The sequence below is a fragment of the Nonomuraea sp. NPDC049309 genome (genome assembly GCF_043196965.1).
Classification (GTDB): domain Bacteria; phylum Actinomycetota; class Actinomycetes; order Streptosporangiales; family Streptosporangiaceae; genus Nonomuraea; species Nonomuraea fastidiosa.
The window spans coordinates 1,333,961-1,360,652 of sequence record NZ_JBICSH010000002.1 but is presented as its reverse complement, the minus strand read 5'-3'; the positions used below and the strand labels follow the sequence as shown (position 1 = coordinate 1,360,652).

At 71.5% G+C, this 26,692-nt stretch carries 25 protein-coding genes; 10 read left to right on the top strand and 15 right to left on the bottom strand.

The window, feature by feature from the left end; translation table 11 throughout:
- Window positions 1-26 precede the first annotated feature (26 nt).
- The 4 genes from ACGFIM_RS20275 to ACGFIM_RS20260 form a co-directional block, all read right to left on the bottom strand.
- A complete protein-coding gene (locus tag ACGFIM_RS20275) occupies window positions 27-1,346 on the bottom strand; it encodes an MFS transporter (protein ID WP_393202347.1) in 1,320 nt (439 codons plus the stop codon).
- Window positions 1,347-1,362: 16 nt separating this feature from the next.
- A complete protein-coding gene (locus ACGFIM_RS20270; protein ID WP_393202345.1) occupies window positions 1,363-2,925 on the bottom strand; it encodes an amidohydrolase in 1,563 nt (520 codons plus the stop codon).
- A gap of 117 nt (window positions 2,926-3,042) precedes the next feature.
- A complete protein-coding gene (locus ACGFIM_RS20265) occupies window positions 3,043-3,702 on the bottom strand; it encodes a response regulator (RefSeq protein WP_393202343.1) in 660 nt (219 codons plus the stop codon).
- Entirely contained in the window at window positions 3,699-4,853 is a 1,155-nt protein-coding gene (locus tag ACGFIM_RS20260) for a sensor histidine kinase (RefSeq protein ID WP_393202341.1), read from the bottom strand. The genes ACGFIM_RS20265 and ACGFIM_RS20260 overlap by 4 nt, the downstream gene beginning before the upstream one ends.
- A 180-nt stretch (window positions 4,854-5,033) precedes the next feature.
- On the opposite strand from ACGFIM_RS20260, the gene ACGFIM_RS20255 reads away from it, so the two are divergent.
- Window positions 5,034-5,969, top strand: coding sequence for an alpha/beta fold hydrolase (locus tag ACGFIM_RS20255; RefSeq protein ID WP_393202339.1), 936 nt, complete (start codon window positions 5,034-5,036; stop codon window positions 5,967-5,969).
- A 796-nt stretch (window positions 5,970-6,765) separates the two neighbouring features.
- Here ACGFIM_RS20255 and ACGFIM_RS20250 read toward each other — a convergent pair.
- A complete protein-coding gene (locus ACGFIM_RS20250; RefSeq protein ID WP_393202337.1) occupies window positions 6,766-7,239 on the bottom strand; it encodes a MarR family winged helix-turn-helix transcriptional regulator in 474 nt (157 codons plus the stop codon).
- Between the two features lie 52 nt (window positions 7,240-7,291).
- Between ACGFIM_RS20250 and ACGFIM_RS20245 the strand changes: the two genes are divergently transcribed.
- Together ACGFIM_RS20245 and gdhA are read left to right on the top strand one after the other, a co-directional pair.
- Window positions 7,292-8,437 carry an FAD-dependent oxidoreductase gene (locus tag ACGFIM_RS20245; protein ID WP_393202335.1) on the top strand — a complete coding sequence of 382 codons (1,146 nt, stop codon included), beginning with the start codon at window positions 7,292-7,294 and terminating at the stop codon, window positions 8,435-8,437.
- A gap of 205 nt (window positions 8,438-8,642) precedes the next feature.
- Window positions 8,643-9,983 (top strand): NADP-specific glutamate dehydrogenase, encoded by a 1,341-nt coding sequence (gene gdhA / locus ACGFIM_RS20240; protein WP_393202597.1) that lies wholly within the window; start codon window positions 8,643-8,645, stop codon window positions 9,981-9,983.
- Window positions 9,984-10,038: 55 nt separating this feature from the next.
- Here gdhA and ACGFIM_RS20235 read toward each other — a convergent pair whose 3' ends face one another.
- From ACGFIM_RS20235 to ACGFIM_RS20210, 6 genes are all read right to left on the bottom strand, one after another.
- Window positions 10,039-10,524, bottom strand: coding sequence for an SDR family oxidoreductase (locus tag ACGFIM_RS20235; protein ID WP_393202333.1), 486 nt, complete (start codon window positions 10,522-10,524; stop codon window positions 10,039-10,041).
- Window positions 10,525-10,619: 95 nt separating this feature from the next.
- Entirely contained in the window at window positions 10,620-11,468 is an 849-nt protein-coding gene (locus tag ACGFIM_RS20230) for a glycerophosphodiester phosphodiesterase (RefSeq protein ID WP_393202331.1), read from the bottom strand.
- 162 nt (window positions 11,469-11,630) lie between these two features.
- Complete coding sequence (locus ACGFIM_RS20225) at window positions 11,631-12,530, bottom strand: sugar phosphate isomerase/epimerase family protein (protein ID WP_393202329.1); 900 nt, start codon at window positions 12,528-12,530, stop codon at window positions 11,631-11,633.
- Window positions 12,531-12,550: 20 nt separating this feature from the next.
- Window positions 12,551-14,653 carry a PQQ-dependent sugar dehydrogenase gene (locus ACGFIM_RS20220; RefSeq protein WP_393202327.1) on the bottom strand — a complete coding sequence of 701 codons (2,103 nt, stop codon included), beginning with the start codon at window positions 14,651-14,653 and terminating at the stop codon, window positions 12,551-12,553.
- A 198-nt stretch (window positions 14,654-14,851) separates the two neighbouring features.
- On the bottom strand, window positions 14,852-16,081 hold the full coding sequence (locus ACGFIM_RS20215; protein WP_393202325.1) for a S1C family serine protease: 1,230 nt from the start codon (window positions 16,079-16,081) through the stop codon (window positions 14,852-14,854).
- A 443-nt stretch (window positions 16,082-16,524) separates the two neighbouring features.
- Complete coding sequence (locus ACGFIM_RS20210; RefSeq protein ID WP_393202323.1) at window positions 16,525-17,193, bottom strand: hypothetical protein; 669 nt, start codon at window positions 17,191-17,193, stop codon at window positions 16,525-16,527.
- A 336-nt stretch (window positions 17,194-17,529) separates the two neighbouring features.
- Here ACGFIM_RS20210 and ACGFIM_RS20205 point away from each other — a divergent pair, with 336 nt between their 5' ends.
- From ACGFIM_RS20205 to ACGFIM_RS20185, 5 genes are all read left to right on the top strand, one after another.
- The gene (locus ACGFIM_RS20205; protein WP_393202321.1) at window positions 17,530-18,702 is read left to right on the top strand and encodes a trypsin-like serine peptidase; all 1,173 of its coding nucleotides are present in this window, start codon (window positions 17,530-17,532) and stop codon (window positions 18,700-18,702) included.
- 965 nt (window positions 18,703-19,667) lie between these two features.
- Window positions 19,668-20,117, top strand: coding sequence for a hypothetical protein (locus ACGFIM_RS20200; protein WP_393202319.1), 450 nt, complete (start codon window positions 19,668-19,670; stop codon window positions 20,115-20,117).
- 14 nt (window positions 20,118-20,131) lie between these two features.
- Window positions 20,132-20,737 carry a cell wall protein gene (locus ACGFIM_RS20195; RefSeq protein WP_393202317.1) on the top strand — a complete coding sequence of 202 codons (606 nt, stop codon included), beginning with the start codon at window positions 20,132-20,134 and terminating at the stop codon, window positions 20,735-20,737.
- Window positions 20,738-20,747: 10 nt separating this feature from the next.
- Complete coding sequence (locus ACGFIM_RS20190; RefSeq protein WP_393202315.1) at window positions 20,748-21,500, top strand: MauE/DoxX family redox-associated membrane protein; 753 nt, start codon at window positions 20,748-20,750, stop codon at window positions 21,498-21,500.
- 66 nt (window positions 21,501-21,566) lie between these two features.
- Window positions 21,567-22,145 (top strand): dienelactone hydrolase family protein, encoded by a 579-nt coding sequence (locus ACGFIM_RS20185; RefSeq protein WP_393202313.1) that lies wholly within the window; start codon window positions 21,567-21,569, stop codon window positions 22,143-22,145.
- Here the strand turns inward: ACGFIM_RS20185 and ACGFIM_RS20180 are convergent.
- Together ACGFIM_RS20180 and ACGFIM_RS20175 are read right to left on the bottom strand one after the other, a co-directional pair.
- On the bottom strand, window positions 22,138-22,479 hold the full coding sequence (locus ACGFIM_RS20180; protein ID WP_393202311.1) for a chorismate mutase: 342 nt from the start codon (window positions 22,477-22,479) through the stop codon (window positions 22,138-22,140). The genes ACGFIM_RS20185 and ACGFIM_RS20180 overlap by 8 nt on opposite strands.
- Before the next feature lie 1,068 nt (window positions 22,480-23,547).
- On the bottom strand, window positions 23,548-23,760 hold the full coding sequence (locus ACGFIM_RS20175; RefSeq protein WP_393202309.1) for a hypothetical protein: 213 nt from the start codon (window positions 23,758-23,760) through the stop codon (window positions 23,548-23,550).
- A gap of 310 nt (window positions 23,761-24,070) precedes the next feature.
- On the opposite strand from ACGFIM_RS20175, the gene ACGFIM_RS20170 reads away from it, so the two are divergent.
- Together ACGFIM_RS20170 and ACGFIM_RS20165 are read left to right on the top strand one after the other, a co-directional pair.
- Window positions 24,071-25,345 carry a sensor histidine kinase gene (locus tag ACGFIM_RS20170; protein WP_393202307.1) on the top strand — a complete coding sequence of 425 codons (1,275 nt, stop codon included), beginning with the start codon at window positions 24,071-24,073 and terminating at the stop codon, window positions 25,343-25,345.
- On the top strand, window positions 25,333-25,992 hold the full coding sequence (locus tag ACGFIM_RS20165) for a response regulator (protein WP_378785653.1): 660 nt from the start codon (window positions 25,333-25,335) through the stop codon (window positions 25,990-25,992). The genes ACGFIM_RS20170 and ACGFIM_RS20165 overlap by 13 nt, the downstream gene beginning before the upstream one ends.
- A gap of 6 nt (window positions 25,993-25,998) precedes the next feature.
- On the opposite strand, the gene ACGFIM_RS20160 is transcribed toward ACGFIM_RS20165, so the two are convergent.
- Window positions 25,999-26,256: a hypothetical protein gene (locus tag ACGFIM_RS20160; RefSeq protein WP_393202305.1), complete on the bottom strand. Its 258-nt coding sequence runs from the start codon at window positions 26,254-26,256 to the stop codon at window positions 25,999-26,001.
- A gap of 73 nt (window positions 26,257-26,329) precedes the next feature.
- Window positions 26,330-26,668, bottom strand: coding sequence for a hypothetical protein (locus ACGFIM_RS20155; RefSeq protein WP_393202303.1), 339 nt, complete (start codon window positions 26,666-26,668; stop codon window positions 26,330-26,332).
- Window positions 26,669-26,692: the final 24 nt, after the last annotated feature.

Below are 26,692 nucleotides of genomic sequence, written 5' to 3'. Positions count from 1 at the left end.
GCTACCGAGCCCGCCGGTTGGGCCGGCTAGGTGACGGTGACCAGGCGGAGGATCGCCGCGCGCTGCCGTACGGTCCACCAGGCCGCGCCGAACACGCCGAGCACCACCGCGAGGAAGAGCCAGGCCACGGTGAGTCCCGCCGCCTCGACCAGCCAGCCCGCGAGCAGCGAGAAGCCCGCCTTGGCCGTGCCCGCGACCGCGTTGCGCACCACCGCGAACCTGCCCACCTGGTCCTCGGGCGGCGCCTGGTTGGTCAGCACCTGCATCGCCATGACGTGGCCGGTCATCACCATGTTCAGCACCAGCATGACCAGCACGACGGCGGGCGGCCACAGCGTCGCGGCCACCGCCGCCGACAGCACGCCGCCCGCGACGAGCGCGGCGTTCAGGAACGTGCGCGAGGACATGCGGCCGCTGGACAGCGCGGCCCCGGCCAGGAAGCCGCCGCAGGTGCTCGCCACGGTGAGGATCGAGTACAGCGTGCTCGAACCGGGCGCGACGGCCTGCGCCAGCGGGACGGTGAGCGTCGAGATGAACGGCAGCGAGCCGCTGCTCGGCACCGAGTACAGCAGGATCAGCCGCAGCCGCCCCGCCGCGCCCGCGTCCGGCGCGGGATCGGATCCGCGCCCCGGCTCCGCCTCGGGACCCGATCCGCGCGCCTGCTCCGGCTCCGGCGCGGGATCGGCCTTCACGTCGGCGCCGGCGGTGGCCTCAACGGCGGATCGCCCCTCGGCGGGGCTCTCCTCGCCGGATGGGCGCTCCTCGGCGGCAGGCCGGGAACCGACCCGCCAGGCCGAGGCCAGGCTCAGCACGTACAGCAGCGCCGCACCGCCGAAGCACCACCCGGCGGCGCCCGTCTCCAGCACCAGACCGGCCGCGCCACCGCCGACCAGCCCGCCGACGAGCCCCAGCGAGGTCACCTGCTCGCGCAGCCTGATGCCCGCGGGCGACGGGAACCGCTGCCTGATCACCCGTCCGACGTACGCCTTGTTCAGCGCCTTGACCACGCTCAGCACGCACTGGGCGACGATGAACGCGCCCAGCACCACGTCATGCGACGACCCGGCGGCGTACACCAGCGCGAGGGCGGCCGAGCCGCCGGCCAGCGCCCAGTTGGTGAGGGCGAGCTGCCGGGAGGCGTGCCCGCCGTCCACCCGTTTGCGCAGCACGAGCCCGAGCACGATGCCCGGCACGTACGCGGCGGCGTTGACCACGCCGGTGACGGTGGCGTTGTGGGTCAGCTCGTACGACGCCCAGAGGACGGCGACCGCCTGCAGCGCCTCGGCGACGCTGCTGAGCAGGAAGTAGGCGAGCAGCCAGGCTCCGCCTTGGGGGATACGCGACAACGGTTGAGAGCACTCCTTAGGAACGCCGCCAGCGGATCTCGCCGCCGACGACGGTGGTGAGCACCTGGGCGCGCAGCACCGCATCCGGCGCCTCCAGGTAGGGGTCGGTGTCGACCGCGATGAAGTCGGCCAGCATGCCGGGCGCGAGCACGCCCTTGCGGTCCTGCTCGCCGGCCGCGTACGCGGCGCCCAGCGTGTGGGCGGTGATCGCCTCGGCCATCGTGAGGCGCTGCTCGGGCTGCCAGCCGCCCTCGGGGGTGCCGTCCCGCCTGGTGCGGGTGACCGCGGCGTACAGGGCGGCGAACGGGTCGGGGCTCTCCACGGGCGCGTCGGAGCCGAACGCGAGCGCGACGCCGGCGTCCAGCATGCCGCGCCAGGCGTACGAGGCGAGGTCGTGCCCGCCGAGCAGCGCGTCCACCAGGGAGATGTCGCTGGTGCAGTGCACCGGCTGCATCGAGGCGACGACACCCAGCCGGGCCATGCGCGCCAGGTCCTGCGGGCGCAGATGCTGGGCGTGCTCGATGCGATGCCGCAGGCCCGGGGTCGGTCCGATCTCCTCGTACGCGTCCAGCACCAGCCGGTTCGCCCGGTCGCCGATGGCGTGTGTGGCCACCGCGATCCCGGCCGCCGCCGCGGTGCGGAAGATGCGGACGAGCTCCTCGTACGGGGTGACCGCGATGCCGGTGTTGCCCTCGTCGCCGGCGAACGGCCGGTGCATGTGGCAGGTGTGCGAGCCGAGCGCGCCGTCGCTGAACACCTTGACCGGCCCCGTACGGATCCAGTCGTCGCCGTCTCCGGTCCTGCGTCCCTCGGCGATGGCCGCCTCCAGGTGGCCGAGCGGGATCGCCTTGTGCACCCGGATCTTCAGCTCACCCGCCTCGCGCAGCTCCAGGTAGGCGGCGCGGCAGTCCTCGCCGTCGATGTCGTGCACGCTGGTCACGCCCAGCGCCAGCAGCTCCTCCTGGCCGGCGCGCAGGCGGTCGCGCAGGTCGCCGGAGACCATCAGGGCGCGCAGCGGGTCCGCCGCCGCCTCCCGCAGGATGCCGGTGGGCTCGCCGTCCGCGTCCCTGACGATTTCGCCGCCCGGCGGGTCGGGGGTGCTCGCGTCGATGCCGGCCAGCCGCAGGGCGGCGGTGTTGGCCCAGACGGTGTGGGTGTCCGCGTTCGGCAGCGCCACCGGCAGGTCGGGGCAGATCGAGTCGAGCGCGCGGCGGTGGGGCTGGACCGGCGGGTCCCACGTGTTGCTGTCCCACCGGCCGCCGAACAGCCACCCGCCGGGACGCAGCCTGGCCGCGTGCTCGGCGATCCTGGCCAGCGCCTCGTCCAGGGAACGCGCGTCGCGCAGGTCCACGCCGGTGCGGCTGTTGGCGTACTGGGCGGTGTGGATGTGGGCGTCGTAGAACCCGGGCAGGACGGCGGCACCGTCGAGGTCCACCGGCTCGGCCGCCGGGCCCGCCACCGCGCGCACCTCGTCCTCGGTGCCCACGGCCACGATCCGCTCGCCGTCCACGGCCATGGCCTGAGCGGCGGGCGCGCCGGCGACACCGGTGCGGATCGCGGCGTTCCGGTAGACGAGCATGCGGTGACGACCTTCCAGTGCCGCTCCCAGCAGGAGTCGAAAAAAGGGCAGGAAGCACTATAAACATGCGCTTTCCTAGCTCATCACCCGGCTCGGTCACCGGCGGGCGGGCGGGCGTCAGGTGGCGAGGCCGTGGCGGTAGGCGTAGACGACGGCCTGGACGCGGTCGCGCAGGTCGAGCTTGGTGAGGATGCGGGAGACGTAGGTCTTGACGGTCTCCTGGCTGATCACCAGGGTGGCGGCGATCTCGCTGTTGGACTGGCCGTCGGCGATGAGGCGCAGCACCTCCAGCTCGCGCGGCGTCAGGGCGGGCTCGGTGGGCTGGACGCCGGCGGGCCGGATGCGGGCGGCGAACTTGCCGACGAGCTGCCGGGTCACCTCGGGGTCGATCAGCGCGGCGCCGGTGGCGACCGTACGGATGCCGTGCAGGAGCTGGGGCGGCGGGGCGTCCTTGAGCAGGAAGCCGCTGGCGCCGGCGCGCAGCGCCTCGTAGACGTACTCGTCGAGGTTGAAGGTGGTGACGACGAGCACCTTGATGGGGTCTTCGACGCCGGCTCCGGCGAGCAGGCGGGTGGCCTCGATGCCGTCGAGCACCGGCATGCGGATGTCCATGACGACGAGGTCGGGGCGGAGCTTGCGGGCCATCTCGACCGCGGTGCGGCCGTCGCCGCACTCGCCGACGACCTCCATGTCGGGCTGCGCGTCGATGATGGTGGCGAACCCGGTGCGGATGAGGGCCTGGTCGTCGCAGACCAGGACCCGGATCGGCGCGGTCACGACCCGCTCCCTGTGGGGATGACGGCGCGTACGGCGAAGCCGCCGCCGGCCTGCGGTTCGGCGGTGAACGTGCCGCCGAGGGCTTCGACGCGTTCGCGGAGCCCGGTCAGGCCGCGCCCGCTGCCTCCCACGGCCGCGGCACGGGAGCCGGAGCCGTCGGTGGTGACCGCCACGCTGATCTCCTCCTCGCCATAGCGCACCTGGACAACGGTGTTACTGCCGTGCGCGTACTTGAGGGCGTTCGTCAGAGCTTCCTGGACGACTCTATAGGTGACGAACTCGGCACTGCCCGCCGATTCGGACGGTTTGCCCTCTTCGTCGAACTCCACCGGCTGCCCGGCCTGCCGGGTCTGCTCGATCAGGTCGCCGATGTCGCTCGCCGACGGCACGGTGAAGTCCGCCTCGTGCTCGGGGTTGAGCACGTCGAGCAGGTGGCGCAGGTCGGAGATGGCGCGCCGGCCCGTCTCGGTGACGGAGGCGAGCGCGCTGTCGAGGCGCTCGGGGGCCGCGGTGAGGTAGCGCGCCGCCTCGGCCTGCACGACCATGGCGGTGACGTGGTGGGTCACGACGTCGTGCAGCTCGCGGGCGATGCGGGTGCGCTCGGCGGTACGGGTGGCCTCGGCGATGCGGCGGCGGCGTTCGGCCTCGGCGGCGCGGGTGGAGCGCACCCAGGAGCCGACCCCCCACAGGACCACGAGCGCCACGTAGAACACCACCAGGTCCGACGGCGTCTCCTTCGAGCCCAGCACCTCGAGCCAGGAGATCAGCACCAGGTACGCCAGCGTGAGCAGGACGGCGGTGAGCTTCCTGCGGCGTTCGAGGTGGGCGCCGGTGTTGATGAGCGCGAGCGGCAGGGCCATGCTGCTCACCGCGTGGTAACCGAAGACCTGGTCGAGCGAGAAGCCGATCACCACCAGCGTGACGCACAGGCCCGGGTAGCGCCGCCGCACGATGAGCGGCAGGGCCTCCAGCGCGATCACCAGCAGCGCCAAGGCGTCGAAGGGGCGGTCGGGCAGCAGGCCGAGCGAGGTACCGCTGTTCTGGAACTCGGGCACCAGCGAGAGGACGACCAGCAGGAGCGCGAGGGGGAGGTCCCGTACTGTGACGTCGCTCCGCCGCCAGACCTCCCCGATGCGTCGAAGATCCATCACCCGGCGAGCCTAGCGGTTGCGGGGGGTGGCATGCCCAACTCGGAGCGAAGTCGTGGTGACTTGTCCCCCTAGCGAGCTACTGGCGATTGTCCACTGTGTGGTGACGCTTCAGGGGTGCTCGATTCCGTAGCGTAACGGACGTAACGCCGAGGACGTTCCTTTAAGCCCCTGGAGGACACCATGTTCCGCACCTTCAAGAAGACCGCCGTGACCGCCGTCGCCGTGGCCCTGCTCGGCATGGCGGCCGCCGGTTGCAACCCCGACGAGCTCGACAAGCTTGACGAACTCGACAAGCTGGACAAGCTCGACTCGTTGGTGACCACGTCCCCGAAGCCCGAGGAGCAGCTGATCACCGGGACGCAGAAGATCGACGTGGCGGGTGTGAAGGTGAACGTGTCCTGCTCCGGCGAGGCAGGCAAGGACCAGCCGGTGATCATGCTGATGGCCGGCGCGGGTGACGGCCTGGACAAGCTGGCCTCCCTGCAGAAGACGCTGAGCGCCGAGTACCGGGTCTGCTCGTACGACCGCCCCGGCGAGGGCGCCAGCGACAAACCCAAGGGCCCGCAGACCTTCGACAGCGCGGGCGAGGTGCTGACCGCGGTGCTCGACAAGGCCGCGGGCGACCACCCGGTGGTGCTGGCCGGCCACTCGCTCGGCGGCCTGCTCGCCGCCCGCTACGCCCCCGAGCACACCGACCGGGTCAAGGGCGTCGTCCTCATGGACGCCACCCCGTCCACCATGCTCAGCGACATGGAGAAGTCGATCCCCGCGAACGCCAAGGGCCCGGCCGGCGAGCTGCGCGCCCAGAACCTCGCGATCTTCAAGGGGCAGAACCCGGAGCTGCTGAGCATGCCCGACGGCCCGGTCGGCTCCGCCGGTGACATCCCGGTCGAGGTCCTCAAGCACGGCAAGGAGTACCTCGCGGCGATCCCCACGTACGGGCAGAAGCTGGAGCAGGCCTGGACCGCCGGCCAGCGCAAGTGGCTCGGCCTGTCCAGCAACAGCAAGCTGATCGTGGCCGACAAGAGCGAGCACTACATCTACGTCGACCAGCCCGAGCTCGCCGTCGAGTCGATCAAGCGGGTCGCCGGTCAGGCCGCCGGCGGCCAGTCCTGACCGGCGGCCGGCCCTGGCCGGCCGGTTCCGACCACCGGCCGGTCCTGATTACCGGCCGGCCCTGACTACCGGCCGGCCCTGACTACCGGCCGGCCCTGACTACCGACCGGCACTGACCAGCCGGCCCAGCCACCGGCCGTCTTCCGGCCGGCCGATCCGCCCGGCCTGCGCAGGCCGGGCCACAGACCAGGGCGCGCCCACCGATTCGGGCGCGCCGCCGGACCGGGGCGCGTGCCCCGCCGCTCTCAGGGGCTTGCGGCGGGGCACGCGCCTCCTTCTGCCGGTACGCGGCCCGTGGGGTTCGCGTGGCGTGACCGCCTAGGCTGACTGCCGCGGTCTCGGGGACGCGGCACAGGCTCGTACGTGCGCCGGCGGTCGCCGCGCTGCCGGGGGTGCTGACCGCCACCGGCGCGTGCGCGGCCGAGCCGCCACCCGAGCGGCCGCCCAAGGCGAAGGAATTGGCCGGGAGCGTCGAAGCGCTGCCCGTGGTGCGCTGGCAGGGCTCCTGGCGGGCGCCGGTCGGCGAGAGCGGCGCGGACGACCCGTCACGCCTGTCCGGTCCCGAGCGGATGAGCGAGGTGACGCTGGGTGCTCCACTCCGATCCCTGCCTGTACGGGCTCGACCTGCTGCGCCTCGCCCCTGAGCGGATGGGCGACGATCTCGCGGAAGCGGCGGAGCCGTCCGCCGGCTCGCACCCGGCAAGACGCGGATCGCCCGCTGCACGATCGGCGGCGGGCGCAGGCGAGCGCGGAGGGCGATTCGGGCGTGGCGGGGGCGTAGAGGGCGCGGCGGGCGTCACTCCCCCGTCAGCTCCTGGATGGCGGCGCGCTGGGCGGCGGTGGCGCGGGTGACCCAGTCGAGGATGAGCTCGAGCTCGTCGTCGGTGTACCGGTCGTAGACCTCGGCGAGCCGGCTCACGAACGGTTCGAACAGCTCGGCGAAGCCGGCCAGCCGGGCGTGGTCGATCTCCACGATGACCCGGCGGCGGTCCTTGGTGTCGCGTACGCGCCGGGCGAGCTGCTTGGCCTCAAGCCGGTCGATGAGCCCGCTGACGGTGGCGGGCGCGAGGCCGGTGTGCTGGCCGATCTCCCCCGCGGTGAGCGGTCCGAGGCGCTGCAGCAGGTCGAGCGTCTTCTCCTCGGTCATGCCGAGCCCGAGCCGCTCGCCGAGCGCGCTGTGGTACATCACCGCCGCGTTGCTCTGCTCGCGTCCGGCCGTGGTGAGCGCCTCCAGCAGGTTCTTTCGCCGCTCCGAAATATCTCTCGACACCGTTCGCCGCCCTTGCCTATTATTTCGTTCGGTCGAACGAAAGGTTATCACCATGAAGGCTTTGATCATAGGTTGTGGCATCGCAGGACCCGTGACCGCGATGGCGCTGCGCGAGGTGGGCATCGAGGCCGAGATCTACGAGGCGTACGCGCGCGGCGCCGACGACGTCGGCTCCTTCCTCAACGTGGCCTCCAACGGCCTGGCCGCGCTGCGCGTGCTCGACGCCCACGGGGACGTGCTCAAGGCCGGCATCCCCACGCCGCGCATGGTGATGTGGAGCGGCACCGGCAAGCGGCTCGGCGAGGTGGCCAACGGGCTCGAGCTGGACGACGGCACCGTCAGTCACACGATCTTGCGCTCCGACCTCTACCGGATCGTGCGCGACGAGGCCGAGCGGCGCGGCATCCCCATCACGTACGGCAAGCGCCTGACGTTCTACGACGAGAAGCCGGACTCGGTGACGGCGGTGTTCGCGGACGGCACGAGCGCCACCGGCGACCTGCTCATCGCCTGCGACGGCGTGCACTCGCGCACCCGCACGGTGCTCGACCCGCAGGCCCCGCCCCCGCGCTACAGCGGCCTGTACGGCTTCGGCGGCATCGTCGCCGAGTCCGGCCTCACCGGGGAGCCCGGCACGTACCACATGGTGTTCGGCAAGCGCGCCTTCTTCGGCTACACGGTGGCGGCGTCCGGCGAGACCTGGTGGTTCGCGAACCTGCCGCGCAAGCTCGGCGACGTGCCGGCCGACTGGAAGCCGGTGCTGGTCGACGCCTTCAAGCGCGACGCGAACGCCTCCGCCGACCTCATCAGGCGCAGCGACATCGGCCAGGGGCTGCCCATCTACGACCTGCCCGAGCTGCCGACCTGGCACCGCGGCCGGGTGCTGCTGACCGGCGACGCCGCGCACGCCACCTCGCCCAGCTCCGGCCAGGGCGCCTCGCTGGCCATCGAGGACGCGATCGTGCTGGCCCGCTGCCTGCGCGAGAGCCGCGACCACGAGGAGGCGTTCACGCGCTTCGAGTCGGAACGCCGGCCGCGGGCGGAGCGCGTGGTGGCGTACTCCAGGACGATCAGCAACAGCAAGGCCGCCGGGCCGATCGCCAGGGTCTTCCGCGACCTGCTGATGCCGATCTTCATCAAGAAGAGCGCCGGCCAGGAGTCGCTGGCCTGGATGTACCGCTACCAGGTCAGCCTGTGAGCCCACCCGGCACCCCGTCTTCCCGCGGGCGCGGTGAGGGGTGCTGGGGGGCGTCGCACCTCGTCCCTTCGATCGTCGTACGCACCGGACCGGCGGCTCGCCCTGCCCGTCCGCCGCGGCCCGAGCCCGGAGGCCCCGCGTAATCCTCACAACCCGGATCCACGTACAGTGAGGTTCCGCCACTACCCCTCTGAGCTTGGAGTACGTGTTGCACGAGAAGTTGTCGTCGATCTATGACAACGTGCTGCGCCGCAACCCCGGCGAGATCGAGTTCCACCAGGCGGTGCGCGAAGTCCTCGACAGCATCGGCCCGGTGCTCGGCAAGCACCCCGAGTACGCCGAATCGAAGATCATCGAGCGTATCTGCGAGCCCGAGCGGCAGATCATCTTCCGCGTCCCGTGGACGGACGACAAGGGCGAGGTGCACATCAACCGGGGCTTCCGGGTGGAGTTCAACAGCGCGCTCGGCCCGTACAAGGGCGGCCTGCGCTTCCACCCGTCGGTCTACCTCGGGATCGTCAAGTTCCTCGGCTTCGAGCAGATCTTCAAAAACAGCCTCACCGGCCTGCCCATCGGGGGCGGCAAGGGCGGCTCCGACTTCGACCCCAAGGGCCGCTCCGACGGCGAGGTCATGCGGTTCTGCCAGAGCTTCATGACCGAGCTCTACCGGCACATCGGCGAGTACACCGACGTGCCCGCCGGCGACACCGGCGTCGGCGGCCGGGAGATCGGCTACCTGTTCGGCCAGTACAAGCGCATCACCAACCGCTACGAGTCCGGCGTCATCACCGGCAAGGGCCTGGCGTACGGCGGCGCGCAGGTCCGCACCGAGGCCACCGGCTACGGCTGCGCCTTCTTCGTCCAGGAGATGCTGAAGGCGCGCGGCACCTCGTTCGACGGCAAGCGGGTCGTGGTGTCCGGCTCGGGCAACGTCGCCATCTACACCATCGAGAAGGTCGAGCAGCTCGGCGGCGTCGTCGTGGCCTGCTCCGACTCCTCCGGTTACGTGCTCGACGAGAAGGGCATCGACCTCGCCCTGCTCAAGCAGATCAAGCAGGTGGAGCGGGCCAGGCTCGACGTGTACGCCCAGCGCCGTCCCCACGCCACGTTCGTGCCCGGCCGCACCGTCTGGGAGGTGCCCGGCCAGGTGGCGATGCCGTCCGCCACCCAAAACGAGATCACCGGCCAGGACGCCGCCACGATGGTCGCCAACGGCCTCATCGCGGTCGGCGAGGGCGCCAACATGCCGACCACGCCCGAAGGCATCAAGGTGTTCCAGGAGGCGGGCATCGCGTACGGGCCCGGCAAGGCCGCCAACGCGGGCGGCGTCGCGACCAGCGCCCTGGAGATGCAGCAGAACGCCAGCCGCGACTCCTGGACGTTCGAGTTCTCCGAGCAGCGGCTGCAGGAGATCATGCGCGACATCCACGACCGCTGCCTGGCCACCGCCGACGAGTACGGCCTGCCGGGCAACTACGTCGCGGGCGCGAACATCGACGGCTTCCGCCGCGTCGCCGACGCCATGCTCGCCCTCGGCTTGATCTGACGAGCCGCTTCCCTCCGGCTGGACCCGGCCAACGACGTCCGGGTCGACCGGCCTCTCAGCGCCAGGCTGATACCGTACGCGCGACGTAGTCGCCGAAATCGATCGGATCGCGGCCGAGCGCCCGCCGCACCCCGTCGCGCGGCTCGGTGTACGGGCCCGCGCGCATCCCGGCCAGCGCATTCAGCTCTTCCGCCGCCTCTTCCGGCGCTCCCTCCGCCGGCAGCTCCTCGCGGTACCGCTCAGACGTCACCGTCTCGTACGCGATGGACCGCCCCGACACCTCGGCGATGTCCTCCGCGTCGATGAACGGCTCCGGCATGTCCCCGAGCGCCAGCGCGAGCCGCCCCTTGAGCAGCGCGCCCAGCCAGACCTGCGGGTCGGAGAAGTTCTGGTTGAAGTTGTTCGGGCGCAGGATCGTCCACTCCACCCCGGACTCGCGCACGGCGCGTTCCAGTGCGGCCATGCCCTGGAAACAGCCGGGGAAGCCGTCGAGGTCGCGTGCCGGCGGCGCCACCAGCCTGCGCACGCCGCGCCCGGCCACCCGTGGACGCTCGCGGCGCCGGCGGGCGAGGCGGGGGCGGCGAGCACGGTGTAGCGCCCGCTTCGGGGGGTGCCGCCGGCCGGACGATGGCGGGGTCAGTGCAGCGCGCGCTTGACGGTGGTGAGCCGTTTGGGGCGGTTGGTCATGATGCCGTCCACCCCGTACGAGATCAGTTTGCGCAGCACGGCGGGCTTGTCGGCGGTCCAGGTGTAGACCCGCATGCCGCGTTCGTGGACCTTCTCGACGTATCGAGGGGTGAGCCGCTTGTGCGCCAGCGTGAGCGCGTCGGCGTAGCGGGCCAGCTCGCCCAGGCGGGCCTCGTGCGGCCGGCCGAGCAGCGCGATCGGCAGTCCCGGCACCATGGCGTGCAGCACTCGCATCGACTGCCAGCCGAACGCCTGCACGGCGAGCCGGCCGCCCCACAGGTCGCGCATCTCCAGCAGTTCGGCGGCCACCCTGCGGTCGATGTCCGGCCGGTCCGGTGGGTGCTTGATCTCCAGCAGCAGCCGGGTGCCGGTGCCGCTCATCGCACGCAGGGCCTGCGCGAGCGTCGGCACGCCCTCGCCCCTGAAGCGCGGGGAGAACCAGGAGCCGGCGTCGAGCCGCTGGATCTCCTCGAGCGTGAAGTCCGACACCCGCCACGGCGCCCGCTCCGGGAAGAGCTTCTCGACGTTGGTGGTCCGGTCGAGCGTCTCGTCGTGCATCAGCACGAGCTTGCCGTCCTTGGTCTGCTGGACGTCGAACTCGCACACGTCCGCGCCCTGCCTCCTGGCCAGGGCGCAGGCCGCGATCGTGTTCTCCGGAGCCTTCGCCATGCCGCCCCGGTGGGCGATGGTGTCCACGTGGGGCGGCACGGCGGGCGGCACGGCGGGCGCGGCGAGGGCGGCGGGGCCGGGCACGACGGCCAGGCCCGCCAGAGCCGACACGGCGAGAATGCGATACATGGTCACCCCCCTGGTACTGCTGTGCCAGAGAAGTGCCCACTAAGACGGTAATGACCGTTTCATCCGCGCGTGTCGCAAAGATCCGTACGAACTTTTGACCGCGCACCGCCCCCGCGGACGGGCGCCCCGCACGCCGCAGGCGCCCGCCGCGGTCGCGCGAGGTCAGTACCGCAGCTTGCGCAGGTACCGGTAGCCGACCTCCGCCGTATGCTGCGGCGTCACGTCCGGGGTGTCGTTCTCCACGATGTACTCCTCGACCCGGTGCGCGCGGAACACCCGGCGGAAGTCGATCGTCCCCGTCCCCAGGTCGGCCATGTCGCCGTCGAGATGCCGGTCCTTGACGTGGTACTGCAGCACGCGCTGTGGCGCCCTGCGGATCACGTCGATCGCGAACTGCACCGGGTCGCTCACCCCGCGCCCGACGCCGCCGGTGACCGCCCAGTAGATGTCGATCTCCAGGTGCACCAGGCGCGGGTCCAGCTCGGAGGTGAGCACGTCCCACGGGGTGACCCCGTTGCCGAGGTCGGTGGTGAACTCGTGGGCGTGGTTGTGGTAGCCGTAGCGCAGCCCGGCCTTGCGGGCGGCCTCGGCCTCGACGTTCATCCGCTCGGCCCACGCCTTCCACTGGTCGAGGCTGTCGGAGGCGAGGTAGGGCACGACGATGTACTTGTGGCCGAGCGTCAGCGCGTTCTCGATCTTCGTCTGGAGCGCGGCGTCGTCGGGGCTGATGTCCTCGTGGCTGGACGTGGCGCGCAGGCCGAGCCCGTCGAGGAAGCGGCGCAGCTCCCGCGCGGTGCGGCCGAAGTAGCCGAGCGCCAGCTCCACCCTCGGATATCCGGCCTTGGCCACGTAGCGGAGGGTGGCGTCGTAGTCCTTGCTCAGGTCGTCGCGGAGCGTGTAGAGCTGGATGCTGATCTTGCCGGGCGGCACCGGCTGCCCGGGCGGGTGGGGCGGGTGGACGGCCGCCGCGGCGGCGGGCGACCCGGCGGCCACCGCCGCCGCGCCCAGTCCCAACCCGGCGGCCAGCAGCGCACGTCTGCTGGGGCTGTAGCCGTAACACATAGTGGTCCTCCTGAGTCCGCCTACTTCGTGGGCTGGAGCACGACCTGGTCGCTGCCGGTCAGCGGCGGGAGCCCGCCGGTGCCCGGGTCGGTGTAGGTGGCGACGAAGACGCCGGAGAGGTTGTCGTTCTCCGGGTCGTGCCCGCTCGGCTCGGTGGTCTGGATCGACCCCGTGCAGCCGCGGGCCGTGGTCTGCGGGTGGCCGTGGTCGTCGTGGCCGAGGATGTAGTCCACGGTGACGTTGGCGCAGTCGACCGGCTGGTCGTCGGTGACGCGCACCTCGAACTCGACCACGTCGCCGAAGCTGAACTCATCGCCGTCCACCGGCTTGACCAGCTCGACCACCGGGGCCGCGTTGCCCACCACGATCCGCACGGACGTCGAGGCCGACCGTCCCTTGGCGTCGGTGACCTTGAGCGTGGCGTTGTACAGGCCGTTCTCCGTGAACGTGTACGACGCCGACGGGCTGCGCGAGTCCACCTTGCCGTCGGCGTCGAAGTCCCAGGCGTAACTGAGCCGGTCGCCGTCGGGGTCGCTGGTGCCCGTGCTGGTGAAGTCGACGGTGAGCGGCGCGAGCCCGTCCGTCACCGACGCGGCGGCCACGGGGATCGGCGTGTGGTTGCCGGTGCGGCCGATGTAGTCGATGCGGGCGAGTTGCGCCTCCGGGTTCTCGTTGAAGTAGCCGTCGCCGTACTCCAGCACGTACAGCGCGCCGTCCGGGCCGAACTCCATGTCCATCGGGTTGTCGAAGACGAACGACGGCAGCACGTCCTCGATGCGGCCGTCCGGGTGCATCGCCTTGACGTAGTCGCGGGTCCACTCGTACAGCAGCGGCACGCCGTCGTAATACTTCGGCCAGGCCACCGAGTCGCGGCCCTTGGTGTCGGCGGTGCGGATGTCGTACGCCGGCCCGCCCATCGGCCCGATACCGCCGGTGCCCAGCTCGGGGAACTCCGGCGACAGCCCGTACGAGTACCACACGTCGGGCTGGACGACCGGGGGCAGCTCGCGCAGGCCGGTGTTGTTCGGCGAGTCGTTGATCGGCGCCTTGCAGTCGAACGGCTCGCCCGACTCGCCGGTGGCGAAGTCGTAGTCCACGTACGGCAGCTCGGCCGTGGCGCAGTACGGCCAGCCGTAGTTGCCGGGCTTGCGGACGATCGTCCACTTACCGGTGCCCGCCGGGCCGCGCTTCGGGTCCGCCTGCTGCTGGTCGGGCGAGTAGTCGCCGACGTACAGCTCGCCGGTCCGCTTGTTCAGCTCGATTCTGAACGGGTTGCGCAGCCCCATCGCGTAGATCTCGGGCCTGGTGCCCTTCGTGCCGGGCCGGAACAGGTTGCCCTTGGGGATGGTGTAGCCGCCGCCGTTCTCCTTGGGCTTGATGCGCAGGATCTTGCCGCGCAGGTCGTTGGTGTTGCCCGCGCTGCGCTGGGCGTCGAACGCGGGGTTGCGGTCCGGCCGCTCGTCGATGGGCGTGAAGCCGTCGGAGGAGAACGGGTTGGTGTCGTCGCCGGTGGACAGGTAGAGGTTGCCCGCGGCGTCGAAGACGATGTCGCCGCCGACGTGGCAGCAGATGCCGCGGTCCACCGGCACGTCCAGGATGCGCTGCTCGGTGCGCAGGTCGATGGTGGATCCGGTGAAGCGGAAGCGGGACAGCCGGATCAGGCCCTTGAACGGGGCGAAGTCGTCGGGGGTGCCGGTGATGGGCGCGTCGCCCTCGTTGACGTCGGGAGTGGCGGGGTCGTCGACGGGGGTGTCGAGCGGAGGCGAGTAGTAGAGATAGACCCAGTCGTCCTTCTTGGAGCCTTTCCCGAAGCCCGGGCTGAGTGCGATGCTCTGCAACCCCTCCTCGTCGTGCTGGTACACGTCGAGCTTGGCGGCGAGGGTGTTGAGCCCGGTCTTCGGGTCGTGTAACCAGACCTCGCCCCGCCTGGTCGTGTGCAGCACCCGGTTGTCGGGTAAGACCGCGAGGTCCATGGGCTCGCCCGGATGGTCGTTGAGCGTCACCTTCTGGAACTGGTCGTCCGGCGGTGGGGCCGCCGCGCCGGCCTGCGCCGCCGAGTGCGCGCCGAACGGCACGATCATCGCCGCGGCGGACAGCACCGCGATCATGGTTCTCGCTCTCACGCCTCTCTCCTTCGGTCTACTCGGGTGGATAAGAGAGGGCAAATTAACGTGAATGTAACCCGAGTTACGCCGATCGAGGAGGGCCTAATTCACGCCCGCCCGCGTATCTCCCGCCCCCGATCGCACTAAGTGGAGAAAGACGCACCAAACGCGATCGCCCCCTGCCGAAGCAAAGGGCGATCGGAATTCTCTATAACGTCAGTTCTTCTGCTCCTCCATGGTGACGGTCACCGTGGACTCCTTGCCGTCGCGCTGGTAGGTGATCTGCACCTGCTGGCCGACCTTGAACCCGCGCACCTGACCGACCACCGTGTCGCCGCCCTGCACCGGAGTGTCGCCGATCTTGGTGATGAGGTCGCCCTCCTTCAGCCCCGCCTTGTCGGCCGGGCTGCCCTCCGTCACGTCGCGGATGAGCGCTCCCGGCACGTCGCCGGTCGCATCGGTAACGCTCACGCCCAGGTAGACGTGGGTCACCTTGCCGTTCTTGACGAGCTGCTCGGAGACGTACTTGGCGGTGTTCACCGGGATCGCGAAGCCCAGGTTGACGCCGTCAGGGGCGATCGCGCTGTTGATGCCGACCAGCTCGCCGGCCGCGTTGACCAGGGCGCCGCCGGAGTTGCCGGGGTTGATGGCGGCGTCGGTCTGGATCATGCCGCCGAGCGTGGTGACCTCCTCGGCCTGCCCCCGCCCGCCCCAGCCCGGCGGGAGCTGCTGGTCGCGCGGGCCGCTGCCGGCCGTCACCGTGCGGTCGAGCGCGCTGACGATCCCCGAGGTCACGGTGCCGTCCAGGCCCAGCGGGCTGCCGATGGCCAGCACGTCGTCGCCCACCTTGAGCTGGTCGCTGTCGCCCAGGGCGATCGCGGCGAGGCCGGAGACGTCCTGCGCCCTGATCACGGCGAGGTCGGTGGCCGGGTCGGTGCCGACGACCGTGGCCTTGGCCGTCTTGCCGTCGTTGAACTTCACCGTCAGCCCGCTGTCCTGCCCGGACACCACGTGGTTGTTGGTGAGGATCAGCCCGTCGGCCGACAGGATCACGCCGGAGCCCTCGCTCGTACGGCCCTGGATCATGACCACCGACGGCTGTACCTTCGCCGCCACCTCGGCCACCGTGTACTTGTCCGAGGCGGTGCGGAAGACCGGGCTCGGCGAGCTCGGCGTGGCGGTCGCCGCCGAGGCCGGGGCGCCGCCTCCGGCCAGGGCCGCCCCCACGGCCCCGCCGCCCACCGCGGCGGCCCCCAGCGCCGCGACGGCGGCCAGCGCCAGCCCGGCGATCGCCTTGCGGGTCAACGTGAACGCGTGCTTGGGCGCGGGCGGTGGCGGCGGCGGCATCGAGGGGAGCGGCCGGGTGAACCCTCCGGCCGACGGTGGGGTCGCACCGAACTGGCTCCAGCCGTCGGTGCGGGGCTCGCTCGGCTCGTTCGCGCTCATGTCATCTCCTCAGGTCCCGATGACACAAGCGTGCGCGTTCCTCCGTAAACACCGGCTAAGCAGGAGATCGCGGCCGTTCGCAGCCCCTGATAAGGGCCTTATCGCCGCTGGTGGCGAGGCTCGGGCCCGGACGAATGCGCCTGGAAAAAAGATGAGATGTGAGGGTTTCACACACCCTCACATCTCCTGACGGTCCTCCGGCGGTTCAGCGGCGGCGCCGCCGGCGTCGCCGGGCCCGTTCGTACGTGTCCGCCCCGTCGGGCATGGGCTTGGGCGCGAACGGCAGTAGGAAGGCTCTGAATCCGAGATAAGGCTGTGTGGCCATCGTTCCCCCTTGTGAAACCGCGGGGTTCGGCACACCGGACGACTCTGCGTCCGGCGGTGCCGGACTGAAGCCCTCATACCCGCCAGACGTGGCCAGTACCCTGACCTGCGAAATCCGGCTACTTGTTGGAGAGCTTGCGGCCCTTGAACGTCGGGTGCTTGGTCTCCCAGTAGCGCCAGCCCTCCACGCGGGACGGCACGTTCGCGATGCCGGTGGCGACCCTGTGGCGCTCGCAGGAGCCGAGCACGTTCCAGGCCGACCAGCCGATGCGGTAACCGAAGACGCGGTACCACATGTTGCCGTACTTGCCCGGCGTGATCTCCCGCGTGTACTCGTGCCCGGTGAAGACCATGTGCCGCTCTTCCAGGTGCGGCAGGCCGAGCCGGCGCAGGCTCTCCACCACCGACTTGGTGTCGGGAGTGGAGTCGTTGTCGTGCGTAAAGGTCTTCTCCAGCGTCTTGGTCTTCTCGTTCTCGGCCTCGAGGAAGGCGAGGACCTCGTGCTCGCGGGTGACCGACACCGTCATCGAGCCGCCGGGGCCGTCGATGAAGCGGGTGCGGGGCACGAAGAAGTTGCGCGGCGAGAGCTTGTGGATCCGCCAGAACGTGCGCGGCCGGCAGTTACGGCCGCCGTCCTCGTCGGTCCTGCCGGTGTGGAAGCCCTTGTCGCTGTGGATGCCCTTGAGCTTGCGCAGGTGGCGGTCGCCGCGGTTATCCGCGCTCGCCGCAGGTGCCATGGTGACCGCAAGCGCCATCGCGAGCAGCCCGTGCACCGCCGGTCTCGCCATTTTTCTCATTGGGGTGAGCATTTACCGTTCCTTTCGGAATACGACCCATGGTCGCCAGACCGGTACGATGCTTACAGTTGCCGCGAGCCGAATGACAACGCCACGCCGCAGCCGAATATCCCGTACCAGGAAAGAATCGGTGAAAAGCGCCAAGCGCGAATGGCTTTTCCGTAAAAAGAAATTAGTGGCTCGGCCTATGCGTGCCATATGACACCCTGCGCGAAGCGTCACCTTCGTCCCGTTATGTCGGTATATCCATTTGGGCAGGCGTTGAGGAACATCGTTCGCACCGTACGTACCTCCCTACGGCAGTTACCGGGTTTCGGGAGGTACGTAATGCACCGCAGAGTCGCCCTGCTCGCCGCCGCCGCGCTCGCCCTCGCGGGCGCCCTGGCCCCCATGGGCACCGCGAACGCCGCCGGCGGGCCGGACTTCCGGCGGCCCGCCACGTGGACCGCCACGGATTCCTCGTCGGAGCGCAGGACCGTCTCGCAGTACTGGACCGCCGACCGCATGCTCGCGGCCAAGCCGCTCAACGCCCCCGCCCCCCGGCGCAACCAGTGGCGCGGGCCGTCGCGGGGCAACCCATGGTCCGCGCGGCCCACGAGCGGCTCCGCCGGGAGCCGCAGCACGACCTGGTCGTTCCACGGCGGCCAGGGCCATTACGGAAACGGCGGCCAGGGCAACGGCAACCGCGGCACCGGCAACCAGGGCAACAGCGGCCAGGGCAACGGCAACCCAGGCAGCGGCAACCAGGGCAACAGCGGCCAGGGGAACGGCGGCCAGGGCAACGGCAACCGGCAAGGCAGCGCCGTCAACAACAGCCCCGGCCTGCGGTGGACCGATGGCGGGGCCGTCGTGCGCACCACCGGCCGGGTCTTCTTCACCACCGCCGACGGACGCAACGCCTCCTGCTCCGGCACCGCCGTGACCAGCGCGAACGAGAGCGTCGTCATCACCGCCGGCCACTGCGTCAAGCTCAACGGCGCCGCCCACCGCAACTGGGTCTTCGTGCCCGCCTTCGACAACGGCCGGCGGCCGTTCGGCACCTGGGTCGGCACCAGGATGTTCACCACCCAGCAGTGGAACGCCCGCGAGGACATCAACTTCGACATGGCCGCCGTCGTGGTGGCGCCGCTCAACGGGCAGACGCTGACCGACGTCGTCGGCGGGCAGGGCGTGGCGTTCAACCAGGCCAGGAGGCAGCAGATGTTCTCCTTCGGCTACCCGGCGGCGGAACCGTTCGACGGGTCGCGGCTGATCTACTGCAGCGGGCGGGCGTTCGACGACACGGTCATGACGCAGGACCAAGGCTTGCGCTGCAACATGACCGGCGGCTCCAGCGGCGGGCCGTGGTTTGTGAACTTCGACCCCGCCACCGGGCTCGGCTCGCTGAACTCCGTGAACAGCTTCACCTATAACTTCGCGCCGGGCTTCATGTTCGGGCCCTTCTTCGGCGACGAGGCGATGGCCGTCTACCGCGCCGCCGAACGCGCCGACGCGGCCTGACCCCTGACCGAAAGCGGACAAAGCCTGCGCCCCTCAGCCGGGGCAAACGACCTTCACATGCGGCCGATGCCCCTGGGCCGGGCCAGAGACCCTCGGCCAGCAACGACACACCCTCGGACAGGAACGACACCGTCGGACGAGAACACCCCTCACACCGGGGCAACGGCCCTCGGACGAGGACACCCCTTGCACCGGGGACAGCGGCTCTCGGACAGGGACCACGCCTTCGGACGGGAACCTCGCCCTCGGACCGGGACTGCGCCCGCCCACGAGGACGGCGGTCCTGCTCCTGCGACGGTGACGGCGACGCGCGCGCTCGGGGCGGGCGCCGCCGTCACCGTCGCGCCCTGCGTCCGGGGTGCGATGGCGCACCACCGCCCCAAGCCATCCCGGCGCAGCACGCCCCGGGCCCCCGATGCGCCACGCCGACGGGCCGACCCCGCCCCGGGCCGCGTCACAGCGCAGCTCCTCTGCCGCGACTCGCCACCCCAGAGCCAAACCCCGCTCCTGCGCGCTCCTGCGGCACGCGCCCGAACCGGCCCCAGCCGCGACACGCCGCCGGGCCGCCCCTGCTGCGCCCCACCGCCCCCACAGCCGCTCCCAGCCAAAGCACGCCACCCGCGAAACCGACCACCACAGCCGCCCCGAGACCGCACCCCACCGAAGCACATCACCCGCGGAGTCGACCTCCACCAGGCGTCGCCCCGAGAGCGCACCCGCCCAAGCGCGCCACCCCCGCGGCCGCACCCAGCCGATGTGCGTCACCCTCGGGCCGGCTTCCGCCGGGGTGCGTTGCTGCGCCGGACCGGTACGTAATCACTTAAGTCACTTAAATCCCGCAAACCTCGAAAATCACCGAAAAACAAGGCATTGACGAAAAATCCTTACATGGTACTCATAGATCGAGTCGGAAACCTTCAACCCCTCGCAGAAACCGTCAACGAGCGCACCCAAGGAGGACGCGCATGGCGCGAAGCAAGGCCACCGACCCGCCCGCCGACTTACTCGGACCCGTCCAAGGAGAGGTCTCCTGGTTCTGCTGCGGCACCGCCTGGGGCCCGTGCAGCAGCACCGGCAAGGGGGCCTGCGGCACCTGCAACTCAGGAAACCTGCAGCACGCCTGGCCGAACGCCTCCGACGCGTGCTGGTCCATCACCCGTCCCGACAGCTGCGGCGTCAGCCTGTCGCGCAGGACGTGCGGCTTCCGCCACCGCATCACCTCGCTGTGCGGCGGCGGCAGCGTCGTCACCGCGATCGCCGACTGCGGCCCGCAGACCGACCTGTTCTGCGGCGAGCGGAGCTGCTGCGGCTCGACCTGCGCGAGCAACCGGCTCATCGACCTCACGCCCGCCGCCTTCAGCCAGATCGCCAGCCTGTCGTCCGGCCTGCGGCCGGTCGAGATCTCGACGGCCTGAAGGGCGGGATGTCCATGCGCAGCAGAAGAGACCTGCTCAAGTCGGCCGTGCTCGGTGGCGGCGCGAGCGTCATCGCCGCGACCGCGATGGGCTCGCTCGGCCCCGAGGCGGCCTTCGCCGCCACCGCGCCCACCAAGCAGAAGGTCGAGCCGGGCGCGCCCGACCCCGACTTCGCCGAGGGCAGGATCCGTTCGATCAAGGACGACACCATGCTCGTCCTGGGCTCGAACATGGTCCTGCACACGATCAGGGTGGTGAACGGCACCAGCCTGTGGAAGCTCGGCCCGGTCGGGTTCGACGCGGCCAAGCCGGGCGACGGCCTGTACGCCAGAGGCGTCCTCATGCCGGACGGCGTGCTGGCCGCCGAGTCGGTGTGGCTGAACATCGTCAACATCAAGGGCCACATCACGAACATCAAGGACCAGACGCTCCACCTCGATCACAACGGGCAGGAAGTGCTCTGCCACGTCGTGGCCGGCACGTCCGTCGCCATCCGCTCCGACGGGCCGCCGACCACGGACCTGTCACTGCTGCGCGTCAGCCAGCACGTGCAGATCCTGGGCGCATGGCGCCCGGACACCAACGAAGTGGACATCGCCACGGTCTTCTCCCCGCACTAGGAGGCAGTTCGTGAACGGGATCGCCGCGTCGCAGCCGTACGTGATCGCTACCTTCCTCCTCTGGGCAGGTCTGCTGAAGCTGCTCAGCCGGCGGATGCGGGCACAGGCCGGGCGCACGGCCCTGGCCCGGCTCACCGGCCCGGCGCGCGCGGTCCCCGCGCTGCGGCTGGTCGGTACGGTCGAGCTGGCGGTGGCGGCCGGGCTGCTGGTGCCGTCCGCGCACCCGTGGAACGCGGGCGCGGCGGCGCTGCTCTCGGCCGGGTTCCTGGCCTACCTCGGATACGCGCACACCGCCGCGCCCACCGCGTCCTGCGGCTGCCTCGGCACGCACTCGCGCCCGGTGGACGTGCGCTCCTTCGCCCGCGCCGCGCTGCTGCTGGCCGCCGCCGTGCTCGCGGCGCTCGCCCCTTCGGGCACGCTCCCGACCGCCGTGGTCGCCGTGGTCGTCGCCGTGGAGGTGCTGGCGCTGCTGGCGTTGTCGTCGGAGCTCGACGGCTACTGGCTCACGCCGCTGCGCCGCCGCCTGGTGCGCCTGGCGGCCGCGCCGCCGCCGGACGGGGTGCCGCTCGAGGCGTCCCTGCACCTGCTGCGCCGCAGTCCCGCGTTCTGCTCGGCGTCCGCTCAGCTCACCTCGGACGTCCAGGAGACGTGGGACGAGGACGGCATCCGCTTCGTGGTGTACGGGGCGCGCGACCGCACGGCCGTCTTCGCCATCCCGCTGGGCGTCGACGACCCCCGTCAAGTCAAGGTGGCACTGGTCTGATCGGGGTGGCATCGCCGCGCGAGACCTGCGATACTCGAAAACCTTATCGATGATTGGGGGTCTGGCGTGGCCGAGGTGCTGCTGTTCCACCACGCACACGGGCTGACGGACGGCGTACGCGGGTTCGCCGGCACACTGCGGGCGGCGGGTCACACCGTTCACACGCCCGACCTGTTCGAAGGGCAGGTCTTCGGCGCACTGGAAGACGGCGTGGCGTACGCGCAGAAGGCAGGCTTCGGCACGATCGTCGAGCGTGGCAGGGCCGCCGCGCTCGACCTGCCTGCCGAGCTGGTCTACGTGGGGTTCTCGCTGGGGGTGCTGCCGGCCCAGAGCCTCGCGCAGACGCGCGCGGGCGCGAAGGGGGCGGTGCTGATCGAGGCGTGCGTGCCGGTCACGGAGTTCGGCGACGCGTGGCCGCAGGGGGTGCCGGTGCAGGTGCACGGGATGGAGGCCGACGAGATCTTCGCCGGTGAGGGCGACCTCGACGCGGCGCGGGCCCTTGTGGGGTCGACCGCGGACGCGGAGCTGTTCCTCTATCCCGGCGACCGGCACAACTTCGCCGACCCGGGTCTGGCTTCCTACGACCGGGCCGCCGCCGGGCTGCTCACCGAGCGGGTGCTCGCGTTCCTCGGCAGGCTCACGTAGCGCGGGCGGCCGCCCGGTTGCTGGCGATGAGCTCGTGGTGCCTGACGACCTCGGCGATGATGAAATTCAGGAAACGCTCGGCGAAAACGGGGTCCAGCTTCGACTCCTCCGCCAGGGCGCGCAGGCGGCGGATCTGCGCGGCCTCCCGCTCGGGGTCCGCCGGGGGGAGCTCGTACTCCGCCTTGAGGCGGCCGACCTCCTGCGTGCATTTGAACCGCTCGGCCAGCAGGTGGACGAGGGCGGCGTCGAGGTTGTCGATGCTGTCGCGGAGCCGCTGCAGCTCCTTGCGTACGTACGCTTCCTGATCAGGACGATTTTCCGAGGCTTTTTCCACAAATATCCCCTTTCATCCCTGGAAGGGGAAATCCTACCCGTCGCCTGACCGCCACCGGCGACACTTCTGCCAGCCGAAATGCTACCCACCGCCGACGCGCGAGCGACATCGCTAACCGGCGACAATTCCCCTCCGCTCAGCCGGCCGCGCCCGCCTCCGCAGCTGCCGGCCGGGAAAGCGAAAAGCCCGCCCGTCACCCCGGCATCCCGCCCGTCACCCCGGCATTCCGAGCGTGGCCGCACAAGGGCCTGGCCACCGTACCCACCAAGCGCCCGGGGGAAGCCCAGCGGCGACACGAACGAGCGCGCGCCCACCGTGCCACCACGCCCGCAGGGCCGCGCACCTCACCGTGCCACCACGCCCGGAGGACGGCGCACCCCGCCGTACCACCACCTCCCAGGACGGTGCACCTCACCGTGTTACCACCTCCGAGGACGGCGCATCTCGCCGTGCCACCGCGCCCGCAGGACGGCGCATCTCGCCGTGCCCACCGCCTCCAAAGGCGGCGCATCCGACCCACTCCGCCCCACGGGACCGGCGCGCGCGAGCGCGCCCGCCCGGGTGCTGCGCCTGTCTCCCCCGCCCTCACCGCAGCGGCGGTGCCGGCCTCAGGGGATCGCAGGTCAGCGCACCCGCGCTCAGCCGGCGGCGGCCTGCGCGGCGGCCGCCGCCGGTGGTGGCGGACGGAGGGCAGGCGGCGGGGCCTGGCAGCGGCGCAGGCGCGGGTGTGAGCTCGCGACGCGGCTGCGGACGGACCACCGGTCCCGGACGGACGCGCGTGACGCGCGGCCGGACACCGGTCCCAGGCGGAGGAACGCGACGCGCGGCCGGACACCACCCCCGACGGAAGCGCACAACACGCAGCCGGACACCAGCCCCCGACGGAAGCGCACAACACGCAGCCGGACACCAGCCCCCGACGGAAGCGCACAACACGCAGGCGGACACCGGTCCCAGGCGGAGGCGCGTGACGCGCGGCCGGGTACCGGTCCCGGGCGGGGGCCGCTCGCGGGGGTGCGGGCGGGGTCGGCGGTGATGGGCGAGCCTGGGCGGCTGCGGCCGGTGGGGTCAGCGGCGGCGGGTGGTGTAGTGCTGGTGGATCAGGGTGGCGGCACAGGCGAGGGTGGCCAGTCCGAAGCCGATGCCGACGTAGACCGGCAGGGTGGACGCCGACGTCACGGCGTTGCAGACCGCGAAGACCGCGAGCAGCGCCCACAGCACGGGACGGCTGACACGGTGGCGGGCGGCGGCGGGACGGATCTCGGTGGTGTGCTGGGTCATGGCGTAGCTCCTTTGCCGTTGCGGTGCTCGACTCGCTGACACCCGGAACGCTACGGATCACCCCGGCGCCCCATCGATCCCGCCAACGCGACACCTGCCGTACAGGCTGCTGTACTCGCCGGCGGCCCCCTGGCGGCACCGCACCGCCCGTGAGCTGGCAGATCAGGCGCCGCGCACCCGCGCTCCGTGACCGCGCCGCCACGCTCGCGGCTCGGAGGCCGGACGGGTGGTACAGCCTGCTGTACTCTTCCGGCCCGGCCCTGACGTCGGCACCTGCCCGTGACCTACATTCGGGTGGCGAGGAGGTGCGATGACAGGTCAGGACATGGCGGACGGGCGAAGGCGCGCCCGTGCGCGGGACCTGTCCGCGCGGGCCAGGGCGACGCTCGACGGGATCGAGCATCTCGTCGGCGGCATCGGGACCGGCGCGCTGGCGCTGCTGGCGCTGGTCGGCCTCATCCTCGTGGGGGTCGCCTGCCTTGTGGGCGTGGGCCTGCCGCTGCTGCCGGCGGCATTGCGCGCGCTGCGGGCGGTGGCCGACAGGGAGCGGGCGCGGCTGTCCCGCTGGGGCCCGGACGAGCTGATCAGCCCGGATCCGGTGCCGGACGGGTGGCGGGAGGCGATCGCGCGGCCCGCGAGCCGCAGGGAGCTGGCCTGGGTGGTGCCGCACGCGACGATCGGCCTGCTCACCGGCTTCGTGGGGCTGACGCTGCCGTTCAGCGCGGTACGCGACCTGCTCTACCCGCTTTACTGGCGGCTGCTGCCGCCGGGCGAGAGGGCCGGAGCCGGGCTGTTCATCTGGGACGGCGACACCGCCGGCAGCGCGCTCGCGGTGAGCGCGCTGAGCCTGCTGTGGCTGGCGCTCACTTTGCTCCTGGTACCGCCGATGGCGAGGTTCCAGGCGTGGCCGGGGCGCAAGCTGCTGTCCGCCGACCCCACCACGGACCTGGCGCTGCGCGTCGCCCAGCTGACCGCCACGCGTGCGGCCGCGCTCGACGCGCACGCCGCCGAGCTGCGCAGGATCGAGCGTTCGCTGCACGACGGCACGCAGAACCGCATCGTGGCCGTGACCATGCTGCTGGGCGCGGCCAGGCGGGCGCTGGAGCGCGACCCGGCCACCGCGGACGCGGTGCTCGAAAGCGCGCAGAACGCGGCCGAGCAGGCGCTGGCCGAGCTGCGCGGCGTCGTACGGAGCATCCTGCCGCCGGTGCTGGCCGACCGCAGCCTGCCGGACGCGCTGACCGGCCTGGCCGCGGGCAGCCCGGTGCCGTGCCAGATCGATGCCGACGTGCCGGGACGGTGCCCCGCCTCCGTCGAGGCCACCGCCTACTTCGTGGTGGCCGAGGCGCTGACGAACATCGCCAAGCACAGCCAGGCGACGCGGGCCCGGGTCACGGTCCGGCGTACCGACTCCTGGCTGCGCATCGAGATAACCGACGACGGGCGCGGCGGCGCGGCCGAGTCCGGCGGGTCCGGCCTGAGCGGCATCCGCCGCAGGACCGAGGCGCACGACGGCACGTTCGAGCTGACCAGCCCCGTCGGCGGACCGACCACCATGATTGTGAGCCTTCCATGCGGATTGTGATCGCCGAGGACGACCCGTTGCTGCGCGAGGGTCTCGCGCTGCTGCTGCGCGCCGAAGGGCTCGACGTGGTCGCCACCGCTTCGGAGCCGGACGGCTTCCTGAAGGCGATCGACGAGTACGAGCCGGACGTGGCCATCGTGGACGTGCGCATGCCACCCACCCACACCGACGAGGGCATCAGGGCCGCGGTCGAGGCCAGGCACCGGCTGCCGGGGCTGGCGGTGCTGGTGCTGTCGGCGTACGTGGAGCAGGCGTTCGCCACCGAGCTGCTGTCGCACGGCAGCGCCAGGCTGGGCTACCTGCTCAAGGAGCGGGTGGGCCGGGTGCAGGAGTTCCTGACGGCGCTGCATCGGGTGGCCGAGGGCGGTACCGCCATCGACCCCGAGGTGGTCGCCCAGCTGCTCACCCGTACCAGGCCGGACAACCGGCTCGACCGGCTCAGCCCGCGCGAGCGCGATGTGCTGGCGCTGATGGCGGAGGGGCTCGGGAACGCGGCGATCGCCGAGCGGCTGGTCGTCACCGACGGTGCGGTGCACAAGCACATCCGCAACATCTTCGCCAAGCTCGACCTCGCACCCACCGACCGGACCGACCGGCGGGTGGCCGCCGTCCTGCAGTATCTGGAGAGCGGCCACCGGCGTGCGTGACGGGCTCTAGGAGCCCAGGTCGTGGGCGATGTTGTCCAGGCGGTGCGCCAGCTCGTCGAGCTCGCGGTCCGACGGCGTGCCGCTGGGGAACCTGGCCATGAGCTCGTCGCGGCGGGCGATCACCAGGCCTTTGTGCGCGTCGTCGATCTCCGAGGCGGGCAGGACCTCGCAGCCCCCGCGGATGAACACCAGCGTGGCGTCCGGGTGCCGGGAGTCCAGCAGCTTGCGCACGCACTCCCTGTCGATCAGTGACGTCATGGACATCGCATCACTCCTCCGGTCAGGCCCTCCCAGCAGGCCGAGTACCCGGTGAGAAGCGGTGAAACCCGGCGCGGGGTCAGCCGAAGGTGGGCGGGCCGCCGTTCTGGCGGGCTCTGCGCACCCCGAACAGGACCAGGTAGACGGCGGCGGCCAGGGCGGCCAGCGCGGGCGGCACGGCGAGCGGCGGGTTGCCCGCGAGCACGGCGAGTACGGCCAGCACCACGCCGCCGAGCACCAGCAGGGCGGCCGCGAGCAGGCGCAGGCTGACCGCGTTGGACGGCGCGGGCCTGCGCGCCCAGTCACCGTGCCCGGCTCCGTGGACGTGCGGCACGCCGGTGTCGCTGGCGTCCTCGCCGGGCGGCGGCTGCCTCAGCACGGGGGCGAAGAACTCGTCATCCTCACGTCGTTCGGGCATCGTGCCTCACCTCGCGCGGTCGGT